Annotated in this window: 19 protein-coding genes; 5 read left to right on the top strand and 14 right to left on the bottom strand. The window is 64.5% G+C overall.

Annotated features, from left to right (window positions below; genetic code table 11):
- Positions 1-38 precede the first annotated feature (38 nt).
- The 4 genes from ACIQT2_RS12825 to ACIQT2_RS12810 form a co-directional block, all read right to left on the bottom strand.
- Positions 39-881 (bottom strand): sulfurtransferase, encoded by an 843-nt coding sequence (locus ACIQT2_RS12825; RefSeq protein WP_402946880.1) that lies wholly within the window; start codon positions 879-881, stop codon positions 39-41.
- Between the two features lie 206 nt (positions 882-1087).
- A complete protein-coding gene (locus tag ACIQT2_RS12820; protein ID WP_402946878.1) occupies positions 1088-1513 on the bottom strand; it encodes a hypothetical protein in 426 nt (141 codons plus the stop codon).
- A gap of 96 nt (positions 1514-1609) precedes the next feature.
- Positions 1610-7702, bottom strand: coding sequence for a hypothetical protein (locus ACIQT2_RS12815; RefSeq protein WP_402946875.1), 6093 nt, complete (start codon positions 7700-7702; stop codon positions 1610-1612).
- A gap of 226 nt (positions 7703-7928) precedes the next feature.
- The gene (locus ACIQT2_RS12810) at positions 7929-9533 is read right to left on the bottom strand and encodes a sigma-70 family RNA polymerase sigma factor (RefSeq protein WP_402946873.1); all 1605 of its coding nucleotides are present in this window, start codon (positions 9531-9533) and stop codon (positions 7929-7931) included.
- A gap of 431 nt (positions 9534-9964) precedes the next feature.
- Between ACIQT2_RS12810 and ACIQT2_RS12805 the strand changes: the two genes are divergently transcribed.
- Complete coding sequence (locus ACIQT2_RS12805; RefSeq protein WP_402946870.1) at positions 9965-10309, top strand: hypothetical protein; 345 nt, start codon at positions 9965-9967, stop codon at positions 10307-10309.
- On the opposite strand, the gene ACIQT2_RS12800 is transcribed toward ACIQT2_RS12805, so the two are convergent.
- The 4 genes from ACIQT2_RS12800 to ACIQT2_RS12785 are packed head-to-tail and all read right to left on the bottom strand — an operon-like array spanning position 10306 to position 14681.
- The gene (locus tag ACIQT2_RS12800; protein ID WP_402946930.1) at positions 10306-10671 is read right to left on the bottom strand and encodes a GNAT family N-acetyltransferase; all 366 of its coding nucleotides are present in this window, start codon (positions 10669-10671) and stop codon (positions 10306-10308) included. The genes ACIQT2_RS12805 and ACIQT2_RS12800 overlap by 4 nt on opposite strands.
- Positions 10658-11998: an acyltransferase gene (locus tag ACIQT2_RS12795; RefSeq protein ID WP_402946867.1), complete on the bottom strand. Its 1341-nt coding sequence runs from the start codon at positions 11996-11998 to the stop codon at positions 10658-10660. Before ACIQT2_RS12795 ends, ACIQT2_RS12800 begins: the two co-directional genes overlap by 14 nt.
- 59 nt (positions 11999-12057) lie before the next feature.
- Positions 12058-13266: an amidohydrolase gene (locus ACIQT2_RS12790; RefSeq protein ID WP_402946864.1), complete on the bottom strand. Its 1209-nt coding sequence runs from the start codon at positions 13264-13266 to the stop codon at positions 12058-12060.
- Positions 13263-14681 carry an MFS transporter gene (locus ACIQT2_RS12785; RefSeq protein WP_402946861.1) on the bottom strand — a complete coding sequence of 473 codons (1419 nt, stop codon included), beginning with the start codon at positions 14679-14681 and terminating at the stop codon, positions 13263-13265. The genes ACIQT2_RS12790 and ACIQT2_RS12785 overlap by 4 nt, the downstream gene beginning before the upstream one ends.
- 102 nt (positions 14682-14783) lie before the next feature.
- Between ACIQT2_RS12785 and ACIQT2_RS12780 the strand changes: the two genes are divergently transcribed.
- Entirely contained in the window at positions 14784-15800 is a 1017-nt protein-coding gene (locus ACIQT2_RS12780) for an Lrp/AsnC family transcriptional regulator (protein ID WP_402946858.1), read from the top strand.
- A gap of 147 nt (positions 15801-15947) precedes the next feature.
- Positions 15948-16367, top strand: coding sequence for a VOC family protein (locus tag ACIQT2_RS12775; protein ID WP_400335326.1), 420 nt, complete (start codon positions 15948-15950; stop codon positions 16365-16367).
- A gap of 11 nt (positions 16368-16378) precedes the next feature.
- Here ACIQT2_RS12775 and ACIQT2_RS12770 read toward each other — a convergent pair whose 3' ends face one another.
- From ACIQT2_RS12770 to ACIQT2_RS12750, 5 genes are all read right to left on the bottom strand, one after another.
- Positions 16379-16765: a DUF1304 domain-containing protein gene (locus tag ACIQT2_RS12770; protein WP_400335324.1), complete on the bottom strand. Its 387-nt coding sequence runs from the start codon at positions 16763-16765 to the stop codon at positions 16379-16381.
- A 38-nt stretch (positions 16766-16803) separates the two neighbouring features.
- Positions 16804-17679, bottom strand: coding sequence for a class II fructose-bisphosphate aldolase (locus tag ACIQT2_RS12765; protein ID WP_402946855.1), 876 nt, complete (start codon positions 17677-17679; stop codon positions 16804-16806).
- Positions 17679-19145, bottom strand: coding sequence for a GntP family transporter (locus tag ACIQT2_RS12760; protein WP_402946852.1), 1467 nt, complete (start codon positions 19143-19145; stop codon positions 17679-17681). The genes ACIQT2_RS12765 and ACIQT2_RS12760 overlap by 1 nt, the downstream gene beginning before the upstream one ends.
- Positions 19146-19279: 134 nt before the next feature.
- Complete coding sequence (locus ACIQT2_RS12755) at positions 19280-20182, bottom strand: NAD(P)-dependent oxidoreductase (protein WP_402946849.1); 903 nt, start codon at positions 20180-20182, stop codon at positions 19280-19282.
- A 26-nt stretch (positions 20183-20208) separates the two neighbouring features.
- A complete protein-coding gene (locus ACIQT2_RS12750; protein ID WP_402946847.1) occupies positions 20209-21708 on the bottom strand; it encodes a four-carbon acid sugar kinase family protein in 1500 nt (499 codons plus the stop codon).
- A gap of 131 nt (positions 21709-21839) precedes the next feature.
- Here ACIQT2_RS12750 and ACIQT2_RS12745 point away from each other — a divergent pair, with 131 nt between their 5' ends.
- Together ACIQT2_RS12745 and ACIQT2_RS12740 are read left to right on the top strand one after the other, a co-directional pair.
- On the top strand, positions 21840-22631 hold the full coding sequence (locus ACIQT2_RS12745; RefSeq protein ID WP_402946844.1) for an alpha/beta fold hydrolase: 792 nt from the start codon (positions 21840-21842) through the stop codon (positions 22629-22631).
- Between the two features lie 74 nt (positions 22632-22705).
- Positions 22706-23407 carry a FadR/GntR family transcriptional regulator gene (locus ACIQT2_RS12740; protein WP_402946841.1) on the top strand — a complete coding sequence of 234 codons (702 nt, stop codon included), beginning with the start codon at positions 22706-22708 and terminating at the stop codon, positions 23405-23407.
- 72 nt (positions 23408-23479) lie between these two features.
- Here the strand turns inward: ACIQT2_RS12740 and ACIQT2_RS12735 are convergent, their stop codons facing one another.
- Positions 23480-24457 carry an AraC family transcriptional regulator gene (locus ACIQT2_RS12735; RefSeq protein WP_402946838.1) on the bottom strand — a complete coding sequence of 326 codons (978 nt, stop codon included), beginning with the start codon at positions 24455-24457 and terminating at the stop codon, positions 23480-23482.
- Positions 24458-24487 lie beyond the last annotated feature (30 nt).

Genomic DNA, 24487 nt, shown 5'->3' with positions numbered 1-24487 from the left:
TGCAAAATGTCACGCCTTTCGGCCAAGGAATGGCTGCTTCAGGCCACGTTTCCGGCCGGCCCGAGTTCGACGGGCAGCTCCGGGGACCGGCTGTACTGGGACCACCCGCCCACGAACAGGCGCCCCTCACCCAGCCCTAGATGCTCCAGCATGAGGAGGTTGTGGCACGCCGTCACCCCGGAGCCGCAGTAACTGATGAACCGATCGGCGGTGCGGATTCCCGCCGCCCGGACGTTACGGCGAAGCTCGCCGTCCGCCAATAGCCTTCCGGTGGCATCAAGGTTCTCCCGGCAGGGAAGGTTGCCGGCCCCCGGGATGTGTCCCGGGCGGGGATCGACCGGGTCCTGCAGCCCCTCGAATCGATCCCGGTTCCGGGCATCAGCCACCAAAGAGTCGCCACGGAGCACGTCCTCGATGGTGGCCAAACGCTCGTTCGGCCACGGGCGGACGCTGAAGTCCGCGACCTCCCTTGCTGCCGGCGCCGACTCCAGTGGGCCGCGATAGGAGGCCATCCCGCCGTCGAGAATTGCTGCCTGGCGACCGGTAGCCCGAAGCATCCAGACCAACCGTGCGGCGATGACCCCACCGGCATCGTCATGGGCCACCACAACGTCTGAGTCGCCAATCCCCAGGGAGGACATGCCCGCCGAAAAGACTTCCGGATCAGGGAGCGGATTCCGCCCGACCGCGTCGCCTGAATCACCGGAAAGCCAGGCGTCAAGGTCCACGAAGACGGCACCCGGCAGGTGGCCTTGATCGTAGGCCCGGCGCCCGGAACTGCCATCGAGGTACCAGCGGGCATCTGCAAGGACAAGGTTTGACTGATGGTCCTCGCACCAGTCGAGAGAGACAAAGGGCGGGATCGCTGAGGGGATTGTCATGCTGGCAGCGTATCGAGTCGTCTCACATTAAGAGATTCGCATCTCATTATTTGAGACAAACACCTTCCTGCTGCTCACGTTGGCTGCTCTTCTGGCACGCCGCCCAATGGCAAAAGAAGCGGCCGGCCGGGTCATGGTGAACCCGATCGGCCGCTTCCGTTAGTGCGCTCCGACCCGACGGCTTGAGTCGGCGCTGTTAGCCGCTGCTAGAGAACGGTTGCTCCCAGCACGCACTTGACCTCGGTCCCCTTCTGGGGAACCTCGGCGTTGATGGCCCACTCAAGGGCTTTGCCCGCCTGTGCGTCCTTGAACGACTGCTCGCCTCGGGCAAGCACCGACGACGACGTCGGATCCACCCAGCTCACGGAGATCTTCACGGTTCCCTTGGTGCCCTCGGGTGGAGTCACGGTCCCCTTGGCCGCTACCTTGCCGGCGGCGGTATCGCAGGAGGCCATGGTGGTGGCCTCGATGATGCCCGTGCCCGGGTTTGCCGGCTTGGCCTCACCAGTAGTGGGTGCCTGGGTTGTAGTGGACGACGGCGGTTGGCCGGGTTGGTTGCTGGGCGAGGAACAACCAGCGAGCGCGGCTGCTGAGACCAGCACGCCCACCATGCACACGACTGACTTCTTCATGGAGTAACTACCTGATTCCTTTTTTGCTGATTCGTGGAAGCCATGGAAAGTGCGCGGCAACCGAAATGGGGAGACCGGTTGCCGCGCACTCCTTCCCTATGCCTCGGAACGCTTACGGCGTCCAATGAGGAACAGGAACAGTCCCGCACCAACTACCAGGAGGCTGATGGGCAACACGGTGAGAACAACACCCGTGGAGGCCAGCGACTCACCTGGCTGGTTCGGAACAACCGGCGGGAAAGTCACAACAGCACTTGCAGGTGGCGTAGTAACTTGCGGTCCCGTCGGAGGCAGGCCGGTGGCAGTCGCATTGTTCACGACCTTGCCGGCATTGATATCGGCCTGGGTTACCGCGTACGTTGCCGTCGCAGTCACCGTCTGGCCAGGCTGCAGCTCACCAGGAGTGCCCGGCCAGTTATAGCGCAGTGCGGACAAGCCTGGCAGGACATCGTGGATGGCCACACCCGTCAACATGACGTTGCCAGTGTTCTTCGCCGTGAAGGTGTAGGTGACGATGTCACCCACCTTCGCGGGATCCCCTACTGCGGAAGCATCCGCGGTCTTGGAGAACTCCAGTGCTGCATCAGGCGACAGCGGGGTGTCCGTGCCGGCCGGAGGCGGGGTGACCGCCGGGCCGGTGGGAGGAGTGCCCGTGGTGGTCGCCAGATTGGCGACGTGACCGGCGTCGATATCCGCCTGGGTGACGTGGTACGTCGCCTGGGCAGTGACCGTCTCTCCGGGGAGCAACTCACCCGGGGTGCCGGGCCAGGTGTAGCTCAGAGCCGACAGGCCGGCCATCGGGTCGTCGATGGACACGTTGGTCAGCTTCACGTTGCCGGTGTTCTTGGCTGTGAACTGGTAGACGATCTCATCGCCCACGTGCGACGGGCCGGCGACGAGCGAGACCAAGGCCTGCTTGCTGAACTCCATCGCAGGAGCCGGGACCAACGGGGTGTCCGTACCTACCGGCGGCGTGCCAACCGACGGGCCAGACGGAGGAGTACCCGTGGTGGTCGCCAGGTTGGCGACGTGACCTGCATCGATATCGGCGTGGGTGATCGCGTACGTTGCCGTAGCGGTCACCGTCTCGCCCGGCTGCAGTTCACCCGGAGTTCCGGGCCAGCTGTAGACCAAGGCCGACAGTCCAGCCAAGGGATCGTTGATCGACACGTTTGTCAGCTTTACGTTGCCGGTGTTTTTCGCCGACAGCGTGTAGGTGATCAGGTCTCCGACCTCGGAGGTCCCTCCTGCAGCCGGCGCGGAAGCCGACTTGGTCAACTCCATCGCCGGTGCCGGGGTCAACGGGGTGTCCGTTGTGGCCGGAGGCGGCGTCAGGGCAGTGCCCGTCGGCGGAGTGCCGGTGGCGGTTGCCACGTTGGCCACGTGACCGGCGTCGATATCCGCCTGCTTGATCGCGTACGTTGCCGTAGCAGTCACCGTCTGACCCGGCTGCAGCTCACCGGGGGTGCCCGGCCAGTTGTAGCTCAGTGCGGACAGGCCCGCCAGGGGGTCGTTGATGGCAACATTCTTCAACGTCACATTTCCGGTGTTCCCTGCCGTGAACGTGTAGGTGATGACATCGCCGATCTTGGTCGGGTCATGAACTGCGGACGAGTCAGCAGTCTTGGTGAACACCATCCCGGGCGCCGGAACCAATGGGGTGTCCGTCGTTCCCGGAGGAGGCGTCAGGGGCGTCCCTGTGGGCGGAACACCAGTGGTCGTGGCGCTGTTGGCGACATGACCGGCGTCGATATCCGCCTGGGTGAGGGCGTACTTCGCAGTGGCCGTCACGGTCTGGCCGGGCAGCAACTCACCGGGAGTACCCGGCCAGGTGTAGCTCAGTGCAGACAGGCCAGCCAGCGGGTCGTCGATCACAACACCCGTGAGCTTCACGTTTCCGCTGTTCTTCGCCGTGAAGTTGTAGGAGATCACGTCACCTACAACGGCCGGGCTCTGAACAGCCGAAGCGTCAGCCGACTTGGTGAACTGCAGTGCCGGAGACGGGGTCAACGGGGTGTCCGTCTTACCCGGCGGTGGAGTGACGGCAGGGCCGGACGGCGGGGTACCCGTAGAGGTTGCCTCGTTGACCACATGACCCGCATCGATGTCGGCCTGGGTGATCGCGTACGTTGCCGTAGCAGTTACCGTTTCGCCCGGCAGCAACTCACCGGAGGTTCCCGGCCAGGTGTAGCTCAGCGCGGACAGACCCGCGAGCGGATCGTTGATGGTGACACCGCTCAGCTTCACGTTCCCCGTGTTCTTGGCCGTGAAGGTGTAGGTGATCAGGTCGCCCACAACAGCCGGGTCCTTGATCGCGGAAGCGTCAGCGGACTTGGTGAACTCCATGGCCGGAGCCGGGGTCAACGGGGTATCCGTGGTTCCCGGAGGAGGCGTGACCGGGGTGCCGGTCGGAGGAACACCAGTGGTGGTGGCGCTGTTGGCAACGTGACCCGCATCGATATCCGCCTGGGTGATCGCGTAGCTTGCCGTCGCAGTCACCGTCTGGCCGGGAAGCAGGATCCCCTGCACGCCGGGCCACGAGTAGACCAGCGGAGACAGGCCCGCCAACGGATCGTTGATGGCCACGTCCGTGAGGGTGACATTGCCCGTGTTCTTCGCCGTGAACGTGTAGTTGATGCGATCGCCTACAACACTCGGGGCCTGGACGCCGGACGGGTCAGCCGTCTTGGTGAACTCCATTGCGGGGCCAGGCGTCAGCGGGGTATCCGTTCCTGACCGCGGCGGGGAGATCGCCGGGCCGGTGGGCGGATTGCCTGCGCTGGTCGCCCAGTTCACAACATGGCCGGCATCGATGTCAGCCTGCGTGATCGCGTAGCTTGCCTTCGCAGTCACGGACTGGCCAGGCTGCAACTCACCGGGAGTGCCGGGCCAGGTGTAGCTCAGCGGAGACAAGCCAGCCAGCGGATCGTTAATCACCACGCCAGTCAGTTTCACGTTGCCCGTGTTCTTCGCCTCGAACGAGTACGTGATGACATCCCCAACCTGGGACGGGTTCTGGACACCGGAAGCATCCGCCGTCTTGGTCAAGGTCATGTCCGGACCAGGAGTCAACGGAGTGTCCGTGCTTGCCGGCGGCGGGGTTACCGCGGGGCCCGTGGGCGGGTTGCCCGTCGTGGTCGCCGTGTTCGCCACGTGGCCTGCGTCGATGTCAGCCTGCGTAATGCCGTACGTTGCCGTTGCAGTCACAGACTGGCCGGGCTGCAGCTCGCCCGGCGTACCGGGCCAGGAGTAAACGAGCGCGGACAGGCCTGCCAGGGGGTCGTTGATGGTGACGCCCGTGAGCTTCACGTTGCCGGTGTTCTTGGCGGTGAAGGAGTAGGTGACCTGGTCGCCCACAACAGCGGGGCTCTGGATCGCTGAAGAATCAGCGGACTTGGTGAGCTCCATCGCCGGAGCCGGAGTCAGCGGTGTATCCGTGCCGGCGGGCGGAGGAGTAACCGACGGACCGTTGGGCGGAGTGCCCGTGGTGGTCGCAGTGTTGACTACATGACCCGCATCGATGTCGGCCTGCGTGATCGCGTACGTTGCCGTCGCGGTCACGGACTGGCCCGGTTGCAGGGTTCCTGCGGCTCCGGGCCACGTGTAGCTGAGTGCGGAAAGGCCAGGCAGCGGGTCATTGATCACAACACCCGTCAGCGCAACATTTCCCGTGTTCTTCGCTTCGAAGGTGTACGTGATGATGTCACCAACGCGCGAAGGCTTCTGTACAGCGGAAGCGTCCGCCGACTTGGTCAGTGCCATGTTTGCCGAAGGAGTGACCGGGGTGTCCGTTCCAGCCGGCGGCGGAGTTACGGCAGGACCGGTGGGCGGGTTGCCCGTGGTGGTCGCCGAGTTAACAACATGGCCGGCGTCGATATCAGCCTGCGTGATTGCGTACGTTGCCGTCGCAGTCACTGACTGGCCGGGCAGCAGCTCACCGGCAGTACCGGGCCAGCTGTACGTCAACGCAGACAGGCCAGCCAAAGGATCGTTGATCGCAACGCCCGTCAGCTTCACGTTGCCCGTGTTCTTGGCCTCGAACGTGTAGGTAATTACGTCCCCAACCTTGGAGGGGTTCTGGATCGCCGAAGCGTCAGCCGACTTTGTCAGGCTCATCTCCGGTCCCGGGGTCAGCGGAGTATCAGTGGTTCCGGGCGGAGGAGTGACCGGAGGACCGGTAGGAGGATTACCCGAAGTGGTGGCCGAGTTGGCCACATGTCCCGCGTCGATGTCCGCCTGGGTGATGGCGTATGTTGCCATTGCCGTTACGGTTTCACCCGGAAGCAGAGTGCCCGGGGTTCCCGGCCACGAGTAGGTGAGGTTGGACAGGCCGGCGAGGGGGTCGTTGATGACCACACCGGTCAAGTCCGTGTTCCCGGTGTTCTTCGCCCTGAACGTGTAGGTGATCACGTCCCCGACCCGCGAAGGTGACTGAACTGCCGAAGCGTCAGCGGACTTGGTGAACTCCATGTTCGGAGCAGGCTGCGCGGTATTGGTCAGCACGCAGTCGATGTCCGCACCAGCCACCGGCGTCAAGGCCAGGGAGCCGGTGAAGGCGGCACCGGAGGGCAGCCCCGGCTGGAGGCCGTTGGCATCCGTACACGTGATCGCTTGGGCGTAGCCTGCCAGTCCGTTACCGGACTCCGTCAGGTAGTAAGGGCTTCCGGCAGCAGCAACATACTTGCCAGTGGTACCCGAGCCGGCGGCAACAGTGGTAACCGTTCCCGCCGTGGTGGAGTTGGCAGTGCTGTTGACCACTGCGCCGGTTGCCGAGCCTGAGCGGATCTCCATGGTGAACTGGTCGGAATCACTCAGGCGGGGAGCATCCAGCGCCTTGCTCAGTGCGATGCGCGGAGCCTTGACCACCAGGGTGGCATCAGCCGGCGGGTTCAGGTTGGTCTGGATGTTCGCAGCACCGTTGACGTAGGTTCCTTCGGTGTCCGAGGTGACGTCCACGGTGATGGTGCACGATTCCTGCCCACGGGCAAGGTCGCCGCCGGTAACGGAGATGACTCCGCTGCCTGCAGTGGCCACCGTGCTCAGCGGTGCGCCGGCAGTCTGAACACACGTGCCGCCAATGTTGGGGGCTCCGGCAACAACCAGCCCGGCCGGAAGAGTGTCCGTGATGGACCAGTCGTCCTTGGCGTTGAGTTCGCTGGTGTTGGTCACCGTCAGCGTCAGCGTGGACGCCTGGCCCGGGCCGATCAGCGACGGTGAGAACGACTTGTCCAGCTGCGGAGTCACGTCAACCAGGCGCACGTTGTCGAACGCGCCGTCGTTGCCGTTGGTGGTGCCGTTGTTGTTCCACATTTCCAGGCCCATGGATGAACCCACGGACTGGAAGGCCTGGTTGGTGGTCATCGAGTTGATGTTGACCGTCTTGGTGACTGTGCCGAACACGCCGCCAATGTCGCTGGTGACTTGCTGCTGGTACGCCTTGACGTTCGGGTCAGACGAGGTCTGGCACCCGTTGACCGGATCACCGATGGGAGTCACGGTTCCATCAGCGTCGATCTTCGCGAACTGGTAGGAGGGGTCCGCAGATGCCGCCATGCAGTTGATGTAGGCCGTATCGACGCCAAAAGTGTAGTAGTGGCCAGCCGTGGTGGCCACGGGGTTGACCGTCTTGAACATCACGCCGAACTTGGGGCCAGCCGGGATGAGCGCACAGAAACCTGTGGTTGTGGGGGTCGAAGGGCACTCCGTGAAGGAACTCGTCACATGCTCGGTGTCCGGCGATCCGGGAGTGAACTGCTGCCCCATGCCTTTGGCGAGCATGCGCAACTGCTGGTAACTGCGGCGGGTTCCGTTCTCGGCACAGCGGTCCTCCGTTCCGGAACCAGCAGTACCCGATACTGCCCACGGAGGCGTATCGGTGTTGCCGTAGCTCAGGATGACGCCATTGCAGCGTGCGCCATCAATCCAGGTGGGTGAGCCCGTGTACGTCTGCCCCGAGGCACCCACGTACGTCGTGGAGCCGGGCGCGGAGTAGGACTGGGCTCCGAGCGGCGTATTGTCGATGCCGTTCTCGAAGTCTTCATTGAAGACCACGGTGCCGGGCTGGGTGACGCCTGGGGTCCCCGGAACTGTGGCGGTGGCCGGTGGCGCCAACGCGCCACCTACCCCTAACGAAATGATCGCCGCAGCGAGGATGCCCGCTAACAGCTTTCGTGGACGTGTATGTGTCATGGATTCTCTTGGTTTCTCTAGGTCACGCAAGGGCCGGGGCCACCTAAGACCCTGGCTCTGGCTCGGCTGTTCGCCATTGATCCAGTACGCGCAACCAATGATTCGTGTCGTCGAAAGCCGGACAACCTCCAACGCGGCCGACATGGGCGACCTAGTGCTCCTGTGGAGGCAACCCGAGAAACGTGACGCGAGAATTCAGAAAAAGTTCAAAAAGTTTGGGAACGACCTAGTGGAACGTGTTGGTGAACGTCTTGGTAACGATGTCTTGCCCGCCCAAACGGTAGTCCAGCGTCCCCAGGGACGCCGACTGGGGCAGGGAAACTCCCACCACGAAGTGAAGACTCGAAGGATCCAGTTGGCTGGAAGTGCACCGGATCTCGCGTGCGCCGGAAGCCACACAATCCCAGCCGGCGGGCACAGTGGTCCTGCCGGAGATAAACGTCGCGTCATCCGGGAGTGTGAAGACTGCCTCACCCGACGTCGGCGTGCCGGCGCCGGACAGGGAAAAGTCCACCGTGAGGTCGCGCTCAACGGCGTTCGGTCCGGGAACGGAGGCAAATGTGGCCTCAACCGTTTGGAAGACCGTGCCCGGGGTTGCCGGAGGCGAGGCCACCGGCGTCGACGTCACCACTGCGGAGTCGATGACGCTTGCCTTCCGCTGGAGCACGGGAAGGTCGGGAACGACGACGGCGGGTTCCCGCGGTGTGGCGACCGGCGGGACCGCCGGGGGTGCTTCCACCGCAGGCGGAGCCGGCGCGGGGGCAGCAGTGCTGGGCGCAGCAGGAAGGGTGGGTGCATCCGGAACCGCAGGCTGCACCGGAGGAGCACTGCGGGCCCCGGCCACCGTCGAGTCGGACACCGGTTGAAGGAGCCAGGCAGCGACTCCCGCCACGGCCACTGCTGCGACGGCTGCCGCAACCACCACCTTGGACAGGGCACCGGAGCCCTTGCCCGCGCCCGAGGTGGGCAGGGCCGCCGTCGTACCGCCGGCAACGGAACCCACGGATCCTGAGGCCAATGCCGCCGCCGCGCCAGGGGTGAACGCGATGCCTGCGACCAGAGGGAAAAGGAGGCCGCGCATCCGGCCTTCCACGTCACTAAGTTCCACCAGGAGGGCTGTGCACTGTGGGCAGGACTCCAAGTGGGAACTGACCTTTTCCTGCGAGGAGCGCTTCAACGCGTTGCGCGCGTATTTCCCCAACTGGCTGGCATATTCGTCGCAGGCTTCATCCACTGTCTGGCTGATGTGGTGCTGCAGGTAGGCCTGGCGCAGGCCTTCCCTGGCACGGATGGCAAGGGAAGAGACGCCGTTGGGGCTCAGGCCCACAAAGGGTGCGGCTGCCGCGGGCTTCAACCCTTCGATGTCCAGATGCCAGAGGACCGCCTGCCAGCGTTCGGGCAGCGATTTGAAGGCCTTGGCCATGGTGCTCGACTCGAACTCGATCAGCACGGTGTCCGCGTCATGGACCGCCGAATCGAGGATGCTGTCGTCGGTGGCCATGGGCGTCCGCCTGGCCTTTTTGTTCCGTTCGTAGGCAGTGCGCCGCACGACGGTCAGGAGGTAGGACCGGAAGAACTCCTTGGGCCCTTTTCCGTCCTTCAATGACTGGAAGATCGACGCGAAAGATTCAGCAACCACGTCATCGGCGTCGCTGGGGTTGTCGGTTTGCTGCCGGGCAACGTAGTGGGCAATCGCGAGGTGCCGGTTGTAGAGGGTGTCGAAAGCTTCCGTCGCTCCCTGGCGCACCAGATCCAGGAGTTGGGGGTCGCTGTCCACACCCGCAGTCAGGGACGACCCCCCACGTGTTCCCATCTCTAATGCTTGGTCCATAAGCAGTAGTGTGACATCAGATTGTCCGCTGACTTGAATCGAAGGTTACTTACGACTATAAGGGGGTCAAAATTTCTCCCGGAACGGCAACACAAAGCTCACCCCAACGCCACTAAGTCTTCATGAGGCCCCTCATCGCTGCATCAAGATCCGTCCGCCACGGCGCGAACCGCGGCCTCTCTGTGGCCAAAATTGCCGGATCCGCGCGGAAACCCGGGCAATCGGGGGTCCGTCTGGGCTCTCCGCCAGGGAGCCGTACCGGGACGATTTCACGGAAGCTCCGGGTGCGCCACGTGAAGCTCGTTTACGGCGCGGACAAAACTACAGCCGTTCCTGGAGACACTGTCATCTTCACGGCGTGGATCAGCAACGGCTCCAAAAGTCATCTTCGTAACATTTGTCTTATTCCGCGATCGTTCACCAACGAGGCCATGGAAGCGCTGACTTACGCATCCAGCCCGGCCCGCGAGGACCTGGCAATTTCGTCGTTGGCACCGGGCGAAGGGGTTATGCGGAGTTTCTCCTACCGGGTCACCGCGGTGGACCACTCCCATGGGGGCAGCCTGGTCAGCGCCATGCAGGTCCGGGCCTCGTGCCTGGGCCGGCTGGTCACGGACGAACACGATGCGATCGTTTCCCTGACCGGAACCCGGACTCCCTGGCCGGTGCGGTCCACCCGTCCGGGCCTGGGGCATTGGAGTTCCACGCCGGTCACGTCCGTCAAGCCCCGGCGCCGGCCGCGTCGGCTGGCCAACGCCGGGATGCTGAAGCGCTAGTCGTTGTCCGGTTCACCCACAGGCTTCTCGGCGGGCCAATCGACGTCCTGCTCATAGCCCTCATGCTTTTGCAGATAGGAAGCGATGTAAGGGCAATGGGGAATGATGCGCTTGCCGGAGGCCACCACGTCGTCCAGGGCGAAGTGGGCCAGGACCTTCGCCAGCCCTTGGCCCTTGAACTGCGGCTTGGTCTCGGTGTGGGTGAAATCGATGTGACCAGGCCTGTCGATGAACTGGGAGATGACGGCCAGCTCCCCGTCGACGTGGAGTTCGTAGCGGTGGAATTTGTCGTTGCGGACTGTGGTAACGCCAGCGCGGAACGAGTCGGCCAAGGAGTCGGTGTGTCGGTCATGATTCGAGATTGGCACGTAAACCTCGCGCTGGCAACGTGGGCTCCCCCAGCAGCTTCCGGGGCGGCAGCACCGGCGTCGGAACCCTCCCCAAGAGCAGGACGGCGAGCGCGAAGCACGCCGCTCCCCCACCCAGCAGCGCCAGCGTCAGGCCATTAAGGGCGGCATCCAACACCGGCAGGAAAACCACGACGCCGGCAGTCACCACCGCGGTCCGGGAGGGACCACGGGCGTGGCTGGCCGCCGTCGGACGGTTTTCCAGCCGGCCGAAGACAAGGATGACGGGTACCAGCAAGGCGACCACGGCGAAGAAGACCGGGATCCGGCCCCACCACCATTCCGCCAACTCCGGCGACGGTTTGGGAAAGTCAGTGAGCAGGAGCAGCGCCGACATACCCACCAAGAGCGGCAAATGCCACAGGTAGACCGTCATGGCCCGCCGTCCCGCAACGGCGATCAGCGCGTGTATCCAGCTGACTGAGCCCAGCCAACGGATGCCGTTGTGGAGCAGTTGCAAGGTAGCCGCTTGGGAGATACCGAGAAGCAGCAGGCAATAGTTGGGCGGGTTGATGTTCTCCACCATGTTGCCGGGATAGATGGCCACGCCGGTCACCACACCGAGCACCAGGTTGCTTGAGGCTATGGCACCGATCAGCCACGAGCGGCTGCGGTCCTGGAAGAAGCCGTCGGCCATGAGAAAACCCAATTGCTGGACCGCACACCAGACGAAGACCATGTTGACGAAAGCCAGCACCGGGATGGCTCCGCGCAGCGAATCCACCGTAATGATGAGGGCCGCCAGGATGCCGAAGGTCAGCCGGGGTGCGCGTTGGTGGAAACGGGCCATCAGGGGAATGCTCACCTGGGCTGTGAGGTAAGCGGCCAGGAACCACAGCGGCATCGCTGCACCCGTTGCCATCAATTGGATCACCTGCGGATGGACGCCCAGCAAAAGGGCTGTCCACAATCCCGCCCACATGACTGCAAGCAAGGCCATGGCGGGGCGCACCAGCCGCAGGAGGCGCACTTGGGCGAACTGGAAACCCGTTCCGCCCCGGGCCTGCAGGCGGCGCCAGGATTGCAGTCCCGTCATCCCGCCCATCACGAAGAACAGCGGAACGATCATGAGCACCCACACCACGGGCGTGAACCAGCCTTGGTCCATCAAGGTGTTGGCTGTGGTCACCGTTCCGTCCCTGTGGAGGACCGGGCTGACCATCATGCAGTGGGCGGCCACCACCAGGAGCAGGCAGGTGAAGCGGACAAGGTCGATCGCTGGGTCCCGCCGCACGGCCATGGCCTGTCCGGCGGGAGTTTCCAGATGCCGTGGATCCTCCATGGCCCTCCCAACCTCGTGCTGCCTCCATTCTCCGCCCGGCACGCACAGGGGGCCAGCGATCAACCCGCCGTGCGCCGGACCAGTCGTTCCCTTTCCACCGGATCCACGGCGGCTGCGCAGGCCGCGGCAGCCAGCCCGAAGGACGCGTCGAGGGCAGCCAGGTCTGCGCTGGCGGAGGCCCCGAAGGCCGCGAATCCGGCAGTGTGGTGGGCGGCGCCGCGCACCTCGTAGCCGACCATGGGGTGGATGCTCGGCACGGCCCGGGAAACGTTGCCCATGTCCGTGGAGGCCACGGGGGCTGTGTCGACGGAGACCCTCCTTCCCCGGCCTTCCATGGCTGAGCGGTAGGCGGCGGAAAGGAACGCGTCCTGGTTGAGTTCCGCGTAGTCATTGCCGTGCTGGGTAATCTGGAGCGTGCAGCCGCTTGCCAAAGCACCGGCTTCCAGGCATCGCCTGGTCTTGTCCTGGATGATCCTGAGTTGGTCGATGCTGGGAGCCCGCATTTCGATGCTGGCGCGGGCACGGTCCGGGATCACATTCACTGCGCTCCCCCCTTCGGTAACAATCAGCGACACGATGGAACCCGGGGGCAGTTGCTGCCTGGCGTACGCGACAGCCGTTTGGGCGATCATCAATCCATCGAGGGCGTTGACTCCATCCCACGGCGAGGCGGCGGCGTGGGCGGGCAAACCTTCGAACAGCACGTCCCACATGCCCATCGCCAGCGAGGTCCCGCCCACGACGTCGCTTGCCGCAGCGTGCGCCATCATGGCCAGCGATACGTCATCGAAGAAGCCTTCCTCAAGGAGGTCCACCTTTCCGCCGGTGGTTTCTTCGGCGGGAGTTCCCAGGACTTTGACCGTCATGCCTGCCCGGTCCGCGACGGCCGCCAAGGCCAATGCTGCGCCCACGGCACTGGCGGCGTTCACGTTGTGTCCGCAGGCGTGCCCGATCGCGGGAAGGGCGTCGTACTCGACGCATAGTGCCACCACCACGTCCCCGGTTCCGTAGCGGGCGCTGAAGGCCGTCGGCAGTCCCGGCTGAACGGCGTCGAAGGTGAATCCGGCCTTCCGCAGCAGCTTCCGCACGCGCTTCGCCGCACGGACCTCCTGCCCGCCCAGTTCCGGATCGGCGTGGATGGCGTGGCTGAGGTCAAGGAGGTCCGCCTTCCAGCGTTCCACCGCTTCGCCCAGTTCCGCTCGCACGTCTCTTTGGGTTGCTTGCACGACGGCGGTACCCGGCTTGCTGCTGCCAACTACGGTACTCATGCGCTCACCTCCTCGACGGCACGCCTGGGGTACCGCGCACTGGCCACTGCTGCGACCAGGGCAGCGGCAGCAAGCGCTCCCCAGATGCAGAACAGCCCCGTTTGGGAGATATGCCCGGACTCCACAAAGGCCGACGAGATCAGCTTCACTACCGCCGCCCCCACGGCGATTCCCACGGACAACCCCAGCTCGTTGAGCCCGGCCGCCGTCGAGGTTTCCTCCAGTGGAACGCCTTCCACGGAAAGGGCCCGCGTGCCCGCCTGGTACATTCCCAGGCTCACGTTGAACAGTGCGAAGCCCACGCAGTACCCGGCGAAGGAGGTGTGCGCGAAGGCCATGACCAGGAAACCACAGGCCAACAGGAGGCCGGCCGCCACGAGAGTGGCGCGCTCCCCGAACTTTCGCATGGCCTTGGCCGTCAACAGTGAGGACACGAGGGACAGCACCGAGGCCAGTGCCAGGACAATGGCGATCATGAGCGGGCTCAACGCAAAGCCGTAGCCCGATTTTTCGGGAGATGAATGCAGGAAGATTCCGTTGGTGCCGAAATAGCTGATGGAAGCGAATCCGAAGAAGAAGGTGGCGAGCGAAATGGTCCGGATGCGCGGGTTGGCCAGCATCCTCAGGTCCATGAACCGCCGGCCCGATCCGGCCCTGAAGTCGCGCCGGGCCCAGTAACCCAGAAGCAGCAGGCCCGCGAGGCCGGCGCCAACAGTGCGGATATCCAGCCAGCCCCATTCCGGTGCCATCGAGAGCGCCACCACAAAGCCGATCAGGCCCAGCGAGCAAGCCAGCAACGGCGCAAGGGCGATTCCCTCACGAGTCGGGACCCCGGCGTCGGGCAGGACGAACGAACTGACCAGTGCGAGCAACGCGAACGGGACGGCGACCCAGAACCCAAGGGTCGGATCGGCGACTCCGACGATTCCCGCGAGCAGCCCACGCGCTCCCACCATGATCATCAGCATGCCGATCATGACGCTGACCCCCGTGCGGGTGTGGCTTGGACTGCTGACCCGGAGAATGCCCATCATGAGCGGGATGAAACCCACCACGCAGGTCAGCATCACAACGCCAAGGGTCACGGTCCAGAGCGACGGCCACAGCGCCATCATCAGCACCCCGGCCGTCACGATCGCGGTAGACCAACGCAATACCAGCCTGTATCCGTAGCTGTCGCCGAGCCGGGAAATGATCGGCGTGAGGACTGCGAAACTCACGTTGGAGATCAGGAAGATGCCGTTGATAGTGGGATCGTCGATCTCGAATACCGGTCCCAGCGCGGGAAGGATCGGATTCAGGTATCCCTGGGTGACGCCGCTGAGAGATTCGATCAGCGCCATGGCCAGGATCATCCCGGCGATGGTCCTGCGCGCTGTGGTCTCTGTAGCCGGAGGAGCTGTGTTGCTTGCCATGTAGGTCCTAGTGTCGTGAGGTGGTGATGCGAGTCACAACACTAGGTTCAGCGACTACACTTGCCATGAAATTGTTTGGATTGCTTGTTTTCTGGGGTATCAATGCACGAATCAGCCATGATCGGCGAGCTGGATCTCGAAATCGTGAATGCCCTCCAGATCAACCCCAGGGCCGAATGGAGCAGGATCGCGGACGCTTTGGGACTCTCCGCGCCAACCGTGGCACGCCGATGGAGTTCCCTCGCGGAACAGGGCCAGGCATGGATCACCCCTGCGCCCGGTCCCCGTTATCTGAACGCAGGCTGGTCCGCGTTCATTCACCTTTCCTCTGCACCCGGCGACAGCCAGGCCCTCATCGAACGTGTCTGCGCTGAGCCGGCGTTCGGCACTGTCTCCTTGGTCACGGGTTCGCACGACCTCTTTGTGGATTGCTTCGCCTCAAGCCACGAGGAACTCATGGACATCGTCACGGGATCCTTCCCCCAACTGCCCGGGGTGACGCATCGCGAAGTTGTTTTCGTCACCAAGCTGTACAGGCAGGCCTCGGAGTGGCGAAGCGGAACCTTGGAACCGGCACGAGCCAGGCTGGTCTCCGCAGTGCCGCCGGCCGAGCAGCCGGGGTATTCGCCGGACCACCTGGACGCCGCGTTGCTCGTGGAACTGGCCAAGGACGGACGGGCGAGCTGGGCGGAACTGGGCGCGTCCTGCGGCGTTTCGCCACAAACGGCGCGGCGCCGGGTGGAGCGTTTCCTGGCAACCGGCTACATCACGCTGCGCTGTGACGCATCAACGGCAGCGCAACAGGGACTGCGCGAGGTCACCCTGGTGCTCAACGTTCCAGCGCAGTACGTCGACGACGTCGGCCGCTACTTCGCCGGGCTGGGCAACTGCCGACTCAGCGCACAGGTCCTTGGCGCGCAGAACCTGCTGGTCACCCTCTGGGTGCGGGACTACCTGGAAGCCCAGGCCTACGAACACGAGTTGGCTCAACGCGCACCCGGAAGCCTGGTCATCTCGCGCCAGGCCGTAGTGCGGACCTACAAGCGGCTCGGGCACCTGCTGGACGCGTCCGGCCGAAGCACCAGCGTGGTACCGCTGCCACTGTGGACGGCACACTGATTCACAGGAAGGGCGCGGCTTAAAGCGGCGAATAAAACGATAGACTGATGCCAGTAAGCCTGGTGGCGACGACCGGCCTCCGCCTACTGGAAGAACCTCGGTGGGTCGCTCTGGACGGTTTGGCGAATCACCGGCAGGATCAGTGCCATGACTACCTCCATTTTCGTGAACCTGCCTGTCAGCGACCTTGATGCGTCCAAGGCGTTCTACACCGCCCTTGGGTACACCATCAACCCGAACTTCACCGACGAGACCGCGGCCTGCGTGGTCTTCAGCGACACGATCTACGCCATGTTGCTCACGCACGCGAAGTTCAGCGAGTTCACCAAACAGCCCATCGCCGATACAAAGAATTCGACGGCGGCCATCGTCGCCCTTTCGGCGGACAGCCGTGAAGCCGTGGACGAACTGGCCAACAAGGCACTCGAAGCGGGCGGCTCGGAAACCTACGACGCCCAGGACCTCGGCTTCATGTACAGCCGCGCGTTCCGCGACCTCGACGGCCACCACTGGGAAGTCCTGTGGATGGACGAAGCTGCAGCGCAGGCCGGTCCCCCGGAGCACTAAGAAGCAACGCTTTAGAGGAGGGCCAGGACTCCCAGTACGACGGCGATCAGCGGCGTGATGCCCTGCGTGGTGGCGGCGCGGAGGTACTTCCGCCCGCTGGCCGCGAGGACCAGGGCCGCCAAAAGCATGGATCCGCACGAGCTGAAAACGAGGGTCCAGCCCACCTGCGGCGCACCGGCCCACACTGCGACGATACCCACCAACGCACCGATGGCAAGGAACAGGTTGTAGAAACCCTGGTTGTAGGCCAGTGACCTGGTGGTTTCGGCGTCGGCCTGCGAGGTGAGGCTGAACCGCTTCCACGTGGCGGGCTTGGTCCAGGTGATGGACTCCATGGTGAAGATGTACACGTGCAGCAGGGCCGCAATCAGGGCAAAAATCAGGGAGGCCAGAGTCATGTGATGATCCTAGCCTCCCTGATTTCTGCCAACCGGACTTAGGTGCTGAGTAGCTCCAGCGTGGCTTCCGCGAATCCCGCTGCCGAAGAGTTCCACCGAGCCAGCAAGCCCTGCAGGTTCTCGCCGTCCGCGCGGTGGGCCGTGGTTTCGGACTCCAGCGTGGCGAGGATGCCCGTGCGGAGTTCCGTGTTGAAGTTCACCTTGCCCACACGCAGGGAAGGAGCCTTGGCCAGCTCATCGGCGGGGATCCCGGAAGCACCGTGAAGCACCAGCGGGACGTCCGTCCGGGACGCTACGTCCTGCAACACATCCCAGCGGATATTGGGCTCACCCTTGTACTTTCCATGCACGTTCCCCACCGCGACGGCCAGCAGTTGCGCGCCGGTACGTGCAACGAAGTCCGCCACCTGCGAAGGGTCAGTCAACCCCGCGACTGACGTGCCGGCGTCGTGCGTGTCCACCGAGGCGCCGAACGCTTTATCCTCGTCGCCGGCCAGGCCGCCCAGTTCCGCTTCAAGCACGACGTCGGTGCGACCGGAAGCGTCCAGCATGGCACGGACTTCGCGGACCAGAGCGATGTTGTCCTCGTAGGCCAGCGACGAACCGTCGGCAAGTACGGCGTCAGCACCGGCGGCCACGGAATCCCGGATCACGGCAAGGTCCGAGGCATGGTCCAACTGGACCGAGACGGGGACGCTGGCTGAATCCGCCAAGCCGCGCAGCGCGGCGATGAGCCGCAGACCGTTCTGGGTGGACGCGGTCTTCGGAGCCACCAGCAGGATGACGCCGAGCCGGGCCTCCTCCGCCGCAGAGACGACGGCCAGCGCAGTGGTGAAGTCGTAGCAGGTGAAGGCAGGAACAGCCGAGCCGGACGAAAGGGCAGAGCTGACCAGTTTGTCCAGGGAGGCACGCATCAGTGGGCCAGGCCTCCCACCAGGATCCATGCAACGTAGGTCAGGACGAAGCCTGCCAGGCCAAGGATGGTGGTCAGGACGGTCCAGGTCTTGAGGCCGTCGGAGACTGTGAGGCCGTAGTAGCGGATCACGGTCCAGAAGCCGGCGTCGGTCACGTGGGACAGGCCAAGGGCACCGAAGCCAATGGCGATCACGATCACGGCGATCTGGGCGGGCGAGTAGCCACCCTCCATGACGGCGGAGGTGAGCAGGCCCGTCGTCGTCACGATGGCGACGGTGGCCGAACCCTGGGCGGCGCGGAGGGCGAGGGAGATGATGAAGCCGAGCACGATCACCGGGAGTCCGAGGCTGTCCAGGGTGTGGGACAGCGCAGCGCCGATGCCGGAGGTGCGGAGGACTTCACCGAACACGCCACCGGCTGCGACCACCATGAGGATGGAGGCGATGGGAGGCAGCGCGCCTTCGAAGATTTCGCCGGTTTCCTTGAGGGACCAGTGGCGGCGGACAGCCAACAGGAAGAAGGAGAGCGCCACGGCTACGAGCAGTGCGAAGAACGGGTTGCCGATGAACGAGGCGACGCCGTACCAGTAGTTGTCCTTGGCGATGGTCAGCGTACCAACGGTGCCGAGGAGGATCTGGACGATCGGAGCGGCGATCAGGAACATGATGAGGCCGGGACGCGGCGGAGCGATGGCACGGGCGCCGGGGCCGTCGTGGCCTACGTGGACCAGGGAGTCGGAACCGAACTCGTCAACCTGCTGCTTGACGCCGGGAAGGAGCTCGTAGTCCTTGCGGTTCATGATGCTGGCAACCCAGTAGGACAGGAAACCGAGCGGGATGCAGATGATGAGCGAGATCAGGGTGATGAGTCCAATGTCGGCACCGAAAACGCCGGCGCCGGCAACGATGCCCGGGTGCGGCGGAACGGCCACATGGATGGACAGCATGATGCCGGCCATGGGCAGGCCGAACTTGATGGGGTGGACGTTGGCGATCTTCGCGAACGCATAGACGATCGGGACCAGGACGATCACGCCGACTTCGAAGAACACCGGAATCGCTACGAGGAAGCCGACGGCGGTGAGGGCAATGGCGACGCGCTTGGCCCCGAGCTTCTCGGTGAAGTGCGTGGCCAGCGACTGGACGCCGCCCGAAACCTCGATCATGCGGCCGAGGATGGCGCCGAGGGCAATGAGCAAGGCGACCTTGCCCATGGTGCTGCCCACGCCGTTGGTCACCACGGTGAAGATGTCCTTGAGCGGGATCTGCGCGGCAACGCCAACCAGGATGCTCACGGCAAGGAGGGCCACGAAAGCCTGGATCTTGAAGCGGATGATCAGCACCAGCAGCAAGGCGATGCCTGCGGCGGCGATGGTCAGCAGCAGCGGAGTACCCAGCTCCACTGCGGGCTTGATGGCGGGCGCGTCGGCCGCACGGACCATCAACGAGTTGATGAGGGGATTCATTTGGGGAGTGTCTCCTTTGACATACCAGTCTAGAGAAGACCGGCAAAGGTGGCGACGACGGCGAAGGGGGGACCGCCGTCGTCGCGGGTTTTACTGGGGGTGCTTAACGCTGGGGTGCTGGAAAGCGGGAGTGCTTAGGCAGTGCGCTTGGCGGGCGCGACGACCTTGATGACGGCGGAGTCGTCGGCGGCGGCGAGGCCCTGGGCCTGGCCGAGGAGGTAGAGCTGTTCCGCAGCTGCGGCCACAGGTGCGGCGAGGCCGGCGGCGCGGGTTGCCTTACCTACGATGCCCATGTCCTTCACGAAGATGTCCAGGCGGCTAAGGACCTCGGCACCGTCTTCGGTGTAGGCCTCCAGGATGCGGGGGCCGCGGTTGGAGAGCATGAACGAGCCTGCGGCGCCTGCTTCGAGGGCGGCCAGGGTCTTGGCCTGGTCCAGGCCGAGGGCGTCGGCGAGGGCCATGGCTTCGGCGGCGGCGGCGATGTGCACGCCGCACAGGAGTTGGTTGACGGTCTTGAGGGCCTGGCCGTCGCCGGGCTTGTCGCCAACGATGCTCAAGGTGGAGGCCAGGAGCTCCAGCGCGGGGCGCGCCTTTTCGAGTGCTTCGGGCTCTGCGCCGACCACGATCAGGAGGTCGCCTTCACCGGCACGCTTCGGGCCGCCGGACAGCGGGGCGTCAACCAGCGAAACACCGTACTCGGCCAGCTTGGCGACCGTGGCCGGGATGGCTTCGGTGCCAACAGTGCTGCCCAGGATCACGACCGCGCCCGGCTTCAGGACCGAAGCCACGCCGTTCTCACCGAAGAGGACATCGTTGAGCTGCTCGCCATTACGGACAGCAAGGAGCAGCGCGTCAGCGTCCTGCGAGGCTTCGCGGGCGGAAGCGAAGGTCTTGATGCCGGCTTCCGCTGCGAGGTCCAACCGGGGTTGCGCGATATCGAAGCCGTGCACGGTCAGCTCGGACGCGAGGCGGGTAGCCATGGGCAGGCCCATGGCGCCGAGGCCCAGGACGGTGATGGTGTAGTTGCTGCTGGTCATGAGGTTCTCCGTTGAATTTCTTGCTGTTAGAACGAGGTGCTGAGTTTGCGGGTGACCTGGGCGAGGGACTGGTCGTCGCCCACGTTGCCCGCGAAAACGATGTAAGGGATGCCCTTCGCCGGGCCGTCCACAGGCTCCCAGAGGGAGACGATGCCGGGGAGCATGGGGCCGCGGACAATTCCGTGGCGGATTTCCAGGCCGTGCGCGGCAACGTCCGAGGACGTGATGCCGCCCTTGGCGATGACGAACCGCGGCGGGAACGTCTTCAGGGTCCGGTTCACCACGGCCACGACGGCGGCCGAGACCGTGCGGGCGATCTTAAGGCTCGCTGCGGCGTCGTCGGTCTTGATGAGCAGGCGGCTGGTGTGGACGATCACGTCACCTTCGCGGAGGGCGTTGACGACGTCGGACACGACGGTGCCGATGAAGGCATCGGCGGCCGCTTCGGTTTCGGCGGCGAGGAGCTTCTCGACGTCGATCTCGATGATCCGGGCGCTGCTGTGGTCCTTGGTAAGGACGTTCAGCTGTCGGGTGGTCAGGCCCACGTGGGAGCCCACAACAATGAGCCCGCCGGCTGTGGAGGGGGTGTTGCCCGCGTAGGCCTCTTCGCCGGTGAGGGCTTCGCGGATGTCCTGGCCGATGCGGCCGCGGACGAACGGCGGACCAACACGGTAGAGGAGCTTCTTGCCGCGGCGTTCTGCTTCTTCCAGGCCAAGGGCCAGGGCGCGGAAGTCGTTCTCGGTGACGATGTCGGCCACGATCGGGGTGGAATCGGTGGCGGACTCGATGGCGTCGGCGATGGCTTTGGCCGAAATGGACGGATCCTGCGCCGAGGCACCTGCACGGATGATGTTCAGGTCCAGGACGATGACGTTCCTTGCGGAGAATCGACCTTGCGACTTCTCCTCCACATACTTGGCCATCTCGGAGTTGCTGAAGCCGAAGGACGCGTCCTTGGCGAATTCGGTCTCGGCCACCGGGGTGAGGGCACCGGCGTCTTCTCCGGAGGCCCGCATGTAGTGCACACCGCCGATGGTGACGCGACCGGCGTCGGGGAATGCAGGCACAATCACCACACCGTCGGTACTTTCACCAGTCTCGGCGGCCACGGTGGCGGCGATGACGTCCGGTTCCAACGGGTAGTGGCCGCGGAGGGTCGAGTCGCTGCGGCTGACGAAGCCGAGCTTCACGGTCCCGGCGGCAGCAGCGAGGGCGTTGCGTACGATTTCCTCGTTACGGGCGGCTGCCTCTGCCGGGTCAAGGCTTCGGGTGTTGGTCAGCACGTACACGGCAGGCTTGGTCTGCTGTTCGCGGATGTGGGTGAAGGCCCACGCGAAGTCCTCAACGTCCCAACGGGTCAGGACCGCGAGATCGGCGACGGACTGCGTGCCGGTGGGGTCGTCATCCAGGACAACCAGGATTTTTGGTGTTTCGGCAGAGGACGCTGCAACGGCGTCGGCCACGAGCTGCGCGGGGATCTGGACTTCCGCCGGGAAAGCGGCCAGAACATCGGCTTCAAGGATCACGGGACACTCCATCGTGGGAAATCTGTGTGGCAATTTCGTGAATGTAAGATGTCGGACATCTAACATTTGAATGCTAGTGTGACACACGGCTACTGACTGCGCAAGGTGCCTCGCGTCACTACGCTGGAACCATGGCTGCATCCTCGTTTGTGGACGTGCGGACGCCGGAGAATCCCGCCCCGGACCACACGCCTGTGGTGCTGATCCACGGCTGGGCCTCCGGTTCGGTCTACTGGGAACCGCTGGCGTCGTTACTGCTCGACGCCGGGCGGCCCGTTTGGATCGTTGACCTCCCCGGGTATCACCCGGGCGCGGAGCTTCCAGGCGGAGTTGCGTGGACGTTGGACCTGGCCGCTGCCTCCGTCGCGGCTGCGATCGAGGCTGGGGAAGCCGGGCGCGTGCACTTGGTGGGCCACTCGATGGGCGGGAGCGTCTCTTTGACACTGACTGCGGCCAGGCCTGAACTCGTTGCCACGGTGACATTGGTGGGCATGGTCCCGGCGCCCCAAAGCGAGGGTTTCCGGCAGCTTCTCGAGTCACAACTGGAACAGGGCCTTTTTGACGAAAGAACCCGGGCCAAGCTCATGGACGCCTGGTATGGGGACCTCGCCGCGGAGGACAGGGAGCTGCTCGGCAGAGGATTCGACATTCCCTTCCCGGTGCTGGCCGCGAGCGCGAAGGCGGCCATGACCGGCGTCGAACCTTCAGTACCCGGGCGGGTGCAGGCGCCGCTGCTGGTCATCGCCGGAACCGGTGACCGCGTGCGGTCCATGGCGCAGATGGAGGCCTTCGTCGCGGTGGGGCCCAAACGGCGACTGAAGCCGGTTCCGGGGGCGGGCCACAACGTTCACTGGGAGCAGCCGGGTGTGTGCGCAACGACTTTGAATGAATTTTGGAGAACAAGCTGGCCACCGCCAGCGTAATATGTCTGACAACCATTCCGCCCGGAAGGAACATCCTTCGGGCGGACGGTCTGGAGTACAGAAATGGGGACTACATGGCGCGCAAGTCGCTGGTCGGCGTCGTAGCTGATGAGCTGCTGGACCGGATCGTTGCGGGCGAATTTCCGCCGGGGACCCTGGTCCCGGGCGAGCTTGAGCTCAGCGCCAAGCATGAGGTGAGCCGCATGACTGTGCGCGAGGCCATGAAGACCTTGGAAGCGCAGCGCATCCTCAGCGTCGAGCGTGGTCGCGGAACGTTCGTCAACCCGCTCAACCAGTGGGCTTCCTTGGAGGCCGTCCTCAGGGCAGCGTCCGAAGGAACCAAGGACGCGGAAGCAGCAGTCCAGCTCATCGAGCTCCGCCGCATGCTGGAAACCGGCGCGTGCGAACTTGCCGCCGAGCGCATCTCCGACCAAGACCTGGCCATCCTCGAAGAACACGTGGAGAAGATGCAGGCCGCGCACGAAGTCAACGACGTCGCCGGCTTCGTGGAGGCCGACCTCGCGTTCCACGACGTCATCCTGCACGCCTCCGGGAATGTCTTTGTCGCCGTGTTGTTCGAACCATTGCACCGCGTCCTCGAAGCCCGCCGAACTGAAACGTCCGCTGTTCCGGAGATCCAGGAACATGCGATCGGCCACCACCGGAAAATCGCGGCGGCCCTTGGCTCCCGGAACCCGCATGACGCCCGCCTTGCCATGGACGCCCACATGCAGCAGACCCTGGATGACCTGAAAACGTACGTGCTGGAGGCGTAGCCCCCTCCCAACTGAGTCGCAGTTGTGCGCGTTTTGAAGGCTCATAACGCGCTTAACTGCGACTTAGTTGGGTCAGCGGCGCAGGCTTTCCGAGGGCAGCTCGCCGAATGTCTGGAGATACAGCGCCGAGAACCGGCCCTGATGCGTGAAGCCGCACAGTTCAGCAATTGCCGTGACCGTCTGCTCCCGCGGATCGGATTCCAGGAGCATGTCGCGGGCACGGTCCAACCGGATTGAGCGCAGCAGTTCCGACGGCGAAGCCCCCGTTTCCGCGCGCAGGGCAGTCTGCAGCGTACGAACGGAGACACCCAGGCACTCGGCGATGTCCGGCACCGTCAGCTCCTCGAAAGCGTGCCTTTCCAGGAGCTCGCGGCACTCCCTGACGAGTCGGCTTTCAGACTCACCATCCCTTGCCACCGGGTCAGCGGGCGGCTCCATTGCCATCAGCAACCGCGACATCATGCTGTCCGCCAGCAAACCCTGCACAAACACGGGCGCCGCGGCCTGCGGCTTACTGACCAGGTCATCGTGAAGTTCGACGACGGACCGCAGGAAGGCCCTGCCGGCTGCGGTGGTGAGGTCCATGCCGTAGCCGAGCCCGCCTTGCGGTTCCGCACCGCCGTTGAGCGACAGCGCCACCCGTTCCAGGGCGGTCCGACGTACGTAAACGATCAGGTGCGGACTGCCGTTGTCCCACGACATGGAGAAGGGCCGGTCAATCGGCGGGACAGTGGCCATCCTTGGACCGGAGTCCACACTGACGTCCCCCACCTGCATGGACGCATGCCCCGCCAGGGGAATCTGGACCAGATGGAAGTCCTGCAGGCCTTCGGGCTCAATCCGTACATCAGCGCCGTAGTCCAGGAACTCGATCCCCACGTCCCCACGATGCAGGGAGCGCAGCTTCATATCCACTGCAGACTTCCTGGTCCGCGGCGCGAGCTCATGGCCGCAGAAAAGTTCCGCGATTTTCTGGTGCGCCTCATCAACGTCCGTGGTGGCCGTCGTTGGCCGCCCACGCAGGACGTCGCGGGGAAGGATCCTCACCATATGGCACCTACTAACGGGGTCTTTTCGCAG

Source organism: Paenarthrobacter sp. NPDC090522 (assembly GCF_044769225.1).
GTDB lineage: Bacteria > Actinomycetota > Actinomycetes > Actinomycetales > Micrococcaceae > Arthrobacter.
Note: the sequence above shows the minus strand (reverse complement) of the source record. Positions and strands in the feature narration are given on the sequence as shown.

Coding starts and splice junctions, on each gene's coding strand:
- ACIQT2_RS12745 (WP_402946844.1), top strand. CDS start 21,840: ATGGCTGCATCCTCGTTTGTGGACGTGCGGACGCCGGAGAATCCCGCC.
- ACIQT2_RS12780 (WP_402946858.1), top strand. CDS start 14,784: ATGCACGAATCAGCCATGATCGGCGAGCTGGATCTCGAAATCGTGAAT.
- ACIQT2_RS12825 (WP_402946880.1), bottom strand. CDS start 881: ATGACAATCCCCTCAGCGATCCCGCCCTTTGTCTCTCTCGACTGGTGC.
- ACIQT2_RS12765 (WP_402946855.1), bottom strand. CDS start 17,679: ATGCGTGCCTCCCTGGACAAACTGGTCAGCTCTGCCCTTTCGTCCGGC.
- ACIQT2_RS12755 (WP_402946849.1), bottom strand. CDS start 20,182: ATGACCAGCAGCAACTACACCATCACCGTCCTGGGCCTCGGCGCCATG.
- ACIQT2_RS12795 (WP_402946867.1), bottom strand. CDS start 11,998: ATGGAGGATCCACGGCATCTGGAAACTCCCGCCGGACAGGCCATGGCC.
- ACIQT2_RS12775 (WP_400335326.1), top strand. CDS start 15,948: ATGACTACCTCCATTTTCGTGAACCTGCCTGTCAGCGACCTTGATGCG.
- ACIQT2_RS12735 (WP_402946838.1), bottom strand. CDS start 24,457: ATGGTGAGGATCCTTCCCCGCGACGTCCTGCGTGGGCGGCCAACGACG.
- ACIQT2_RS12785 (WP_402946861.1), bottom strand. CDS start 14,681: ATGGCAAGCAACACAGCTCCTCCGGCTACAGAGACCACAGCGCGCAGG.
- ACIQT2_RS12820 (WP_402946878.1), bottom strand. CDS start 1,513: ATGAAGAAGTCAGTCGTGTGCATGGTGGGCGTGCTGGTCTCAGCAGCC.
- ACIQT2_RS12790 (WP_402946864.1), bottom strand. CDS start 13,266: ATGAGTACCGTAGTTGGCAGCAGCAAGCCGGGTACCGCCGTCGTGCAA.
- ACIQT2_RS12740 (WP_402946841.1), top strand. CDS start 22,706: ATGGCGCGCAAGTCGCTGGTCGGCGTCGTAGCTGATGAGCTGCTGGAC.
- ACIQT2_RS12815 (WP_402946875.1), bottom strand. CDS start 7,702: ATGACACATACACGTCCACGAAAGCTGTTAGCGGGCATCCTCGCTGCG.
- ACIQT2_RS12810 (WP_402946873.1), bottom strand. CDS start 9,533: ATGGACCAAGCATTAGAGATGGGAACACGTGGGGGGTCGTCCCTGACT.
- ACIQT2_RS12770 (WP_400335324.1), bottom strand. CDS start 16,765: ATGACTCTGGCCTCCCTGATTTTTGCCCTGATTGCGGCCCTGCTGCAC.
- ACIQT2_RS12805 (WP_402946870.1), top strand. CDS start 9,965: ATGGAAGCGCTGACTTACGCATCCAGCCCGGCCCGCGAGGACCTGGCA.
- ACIQT2_RS12760 (WP_402946852.1), bottom strand. CDS start 19,145: ATGAATCCCCTCATCAACTCGTTGATGGTCCGTGCGGCCGACGCGCCC.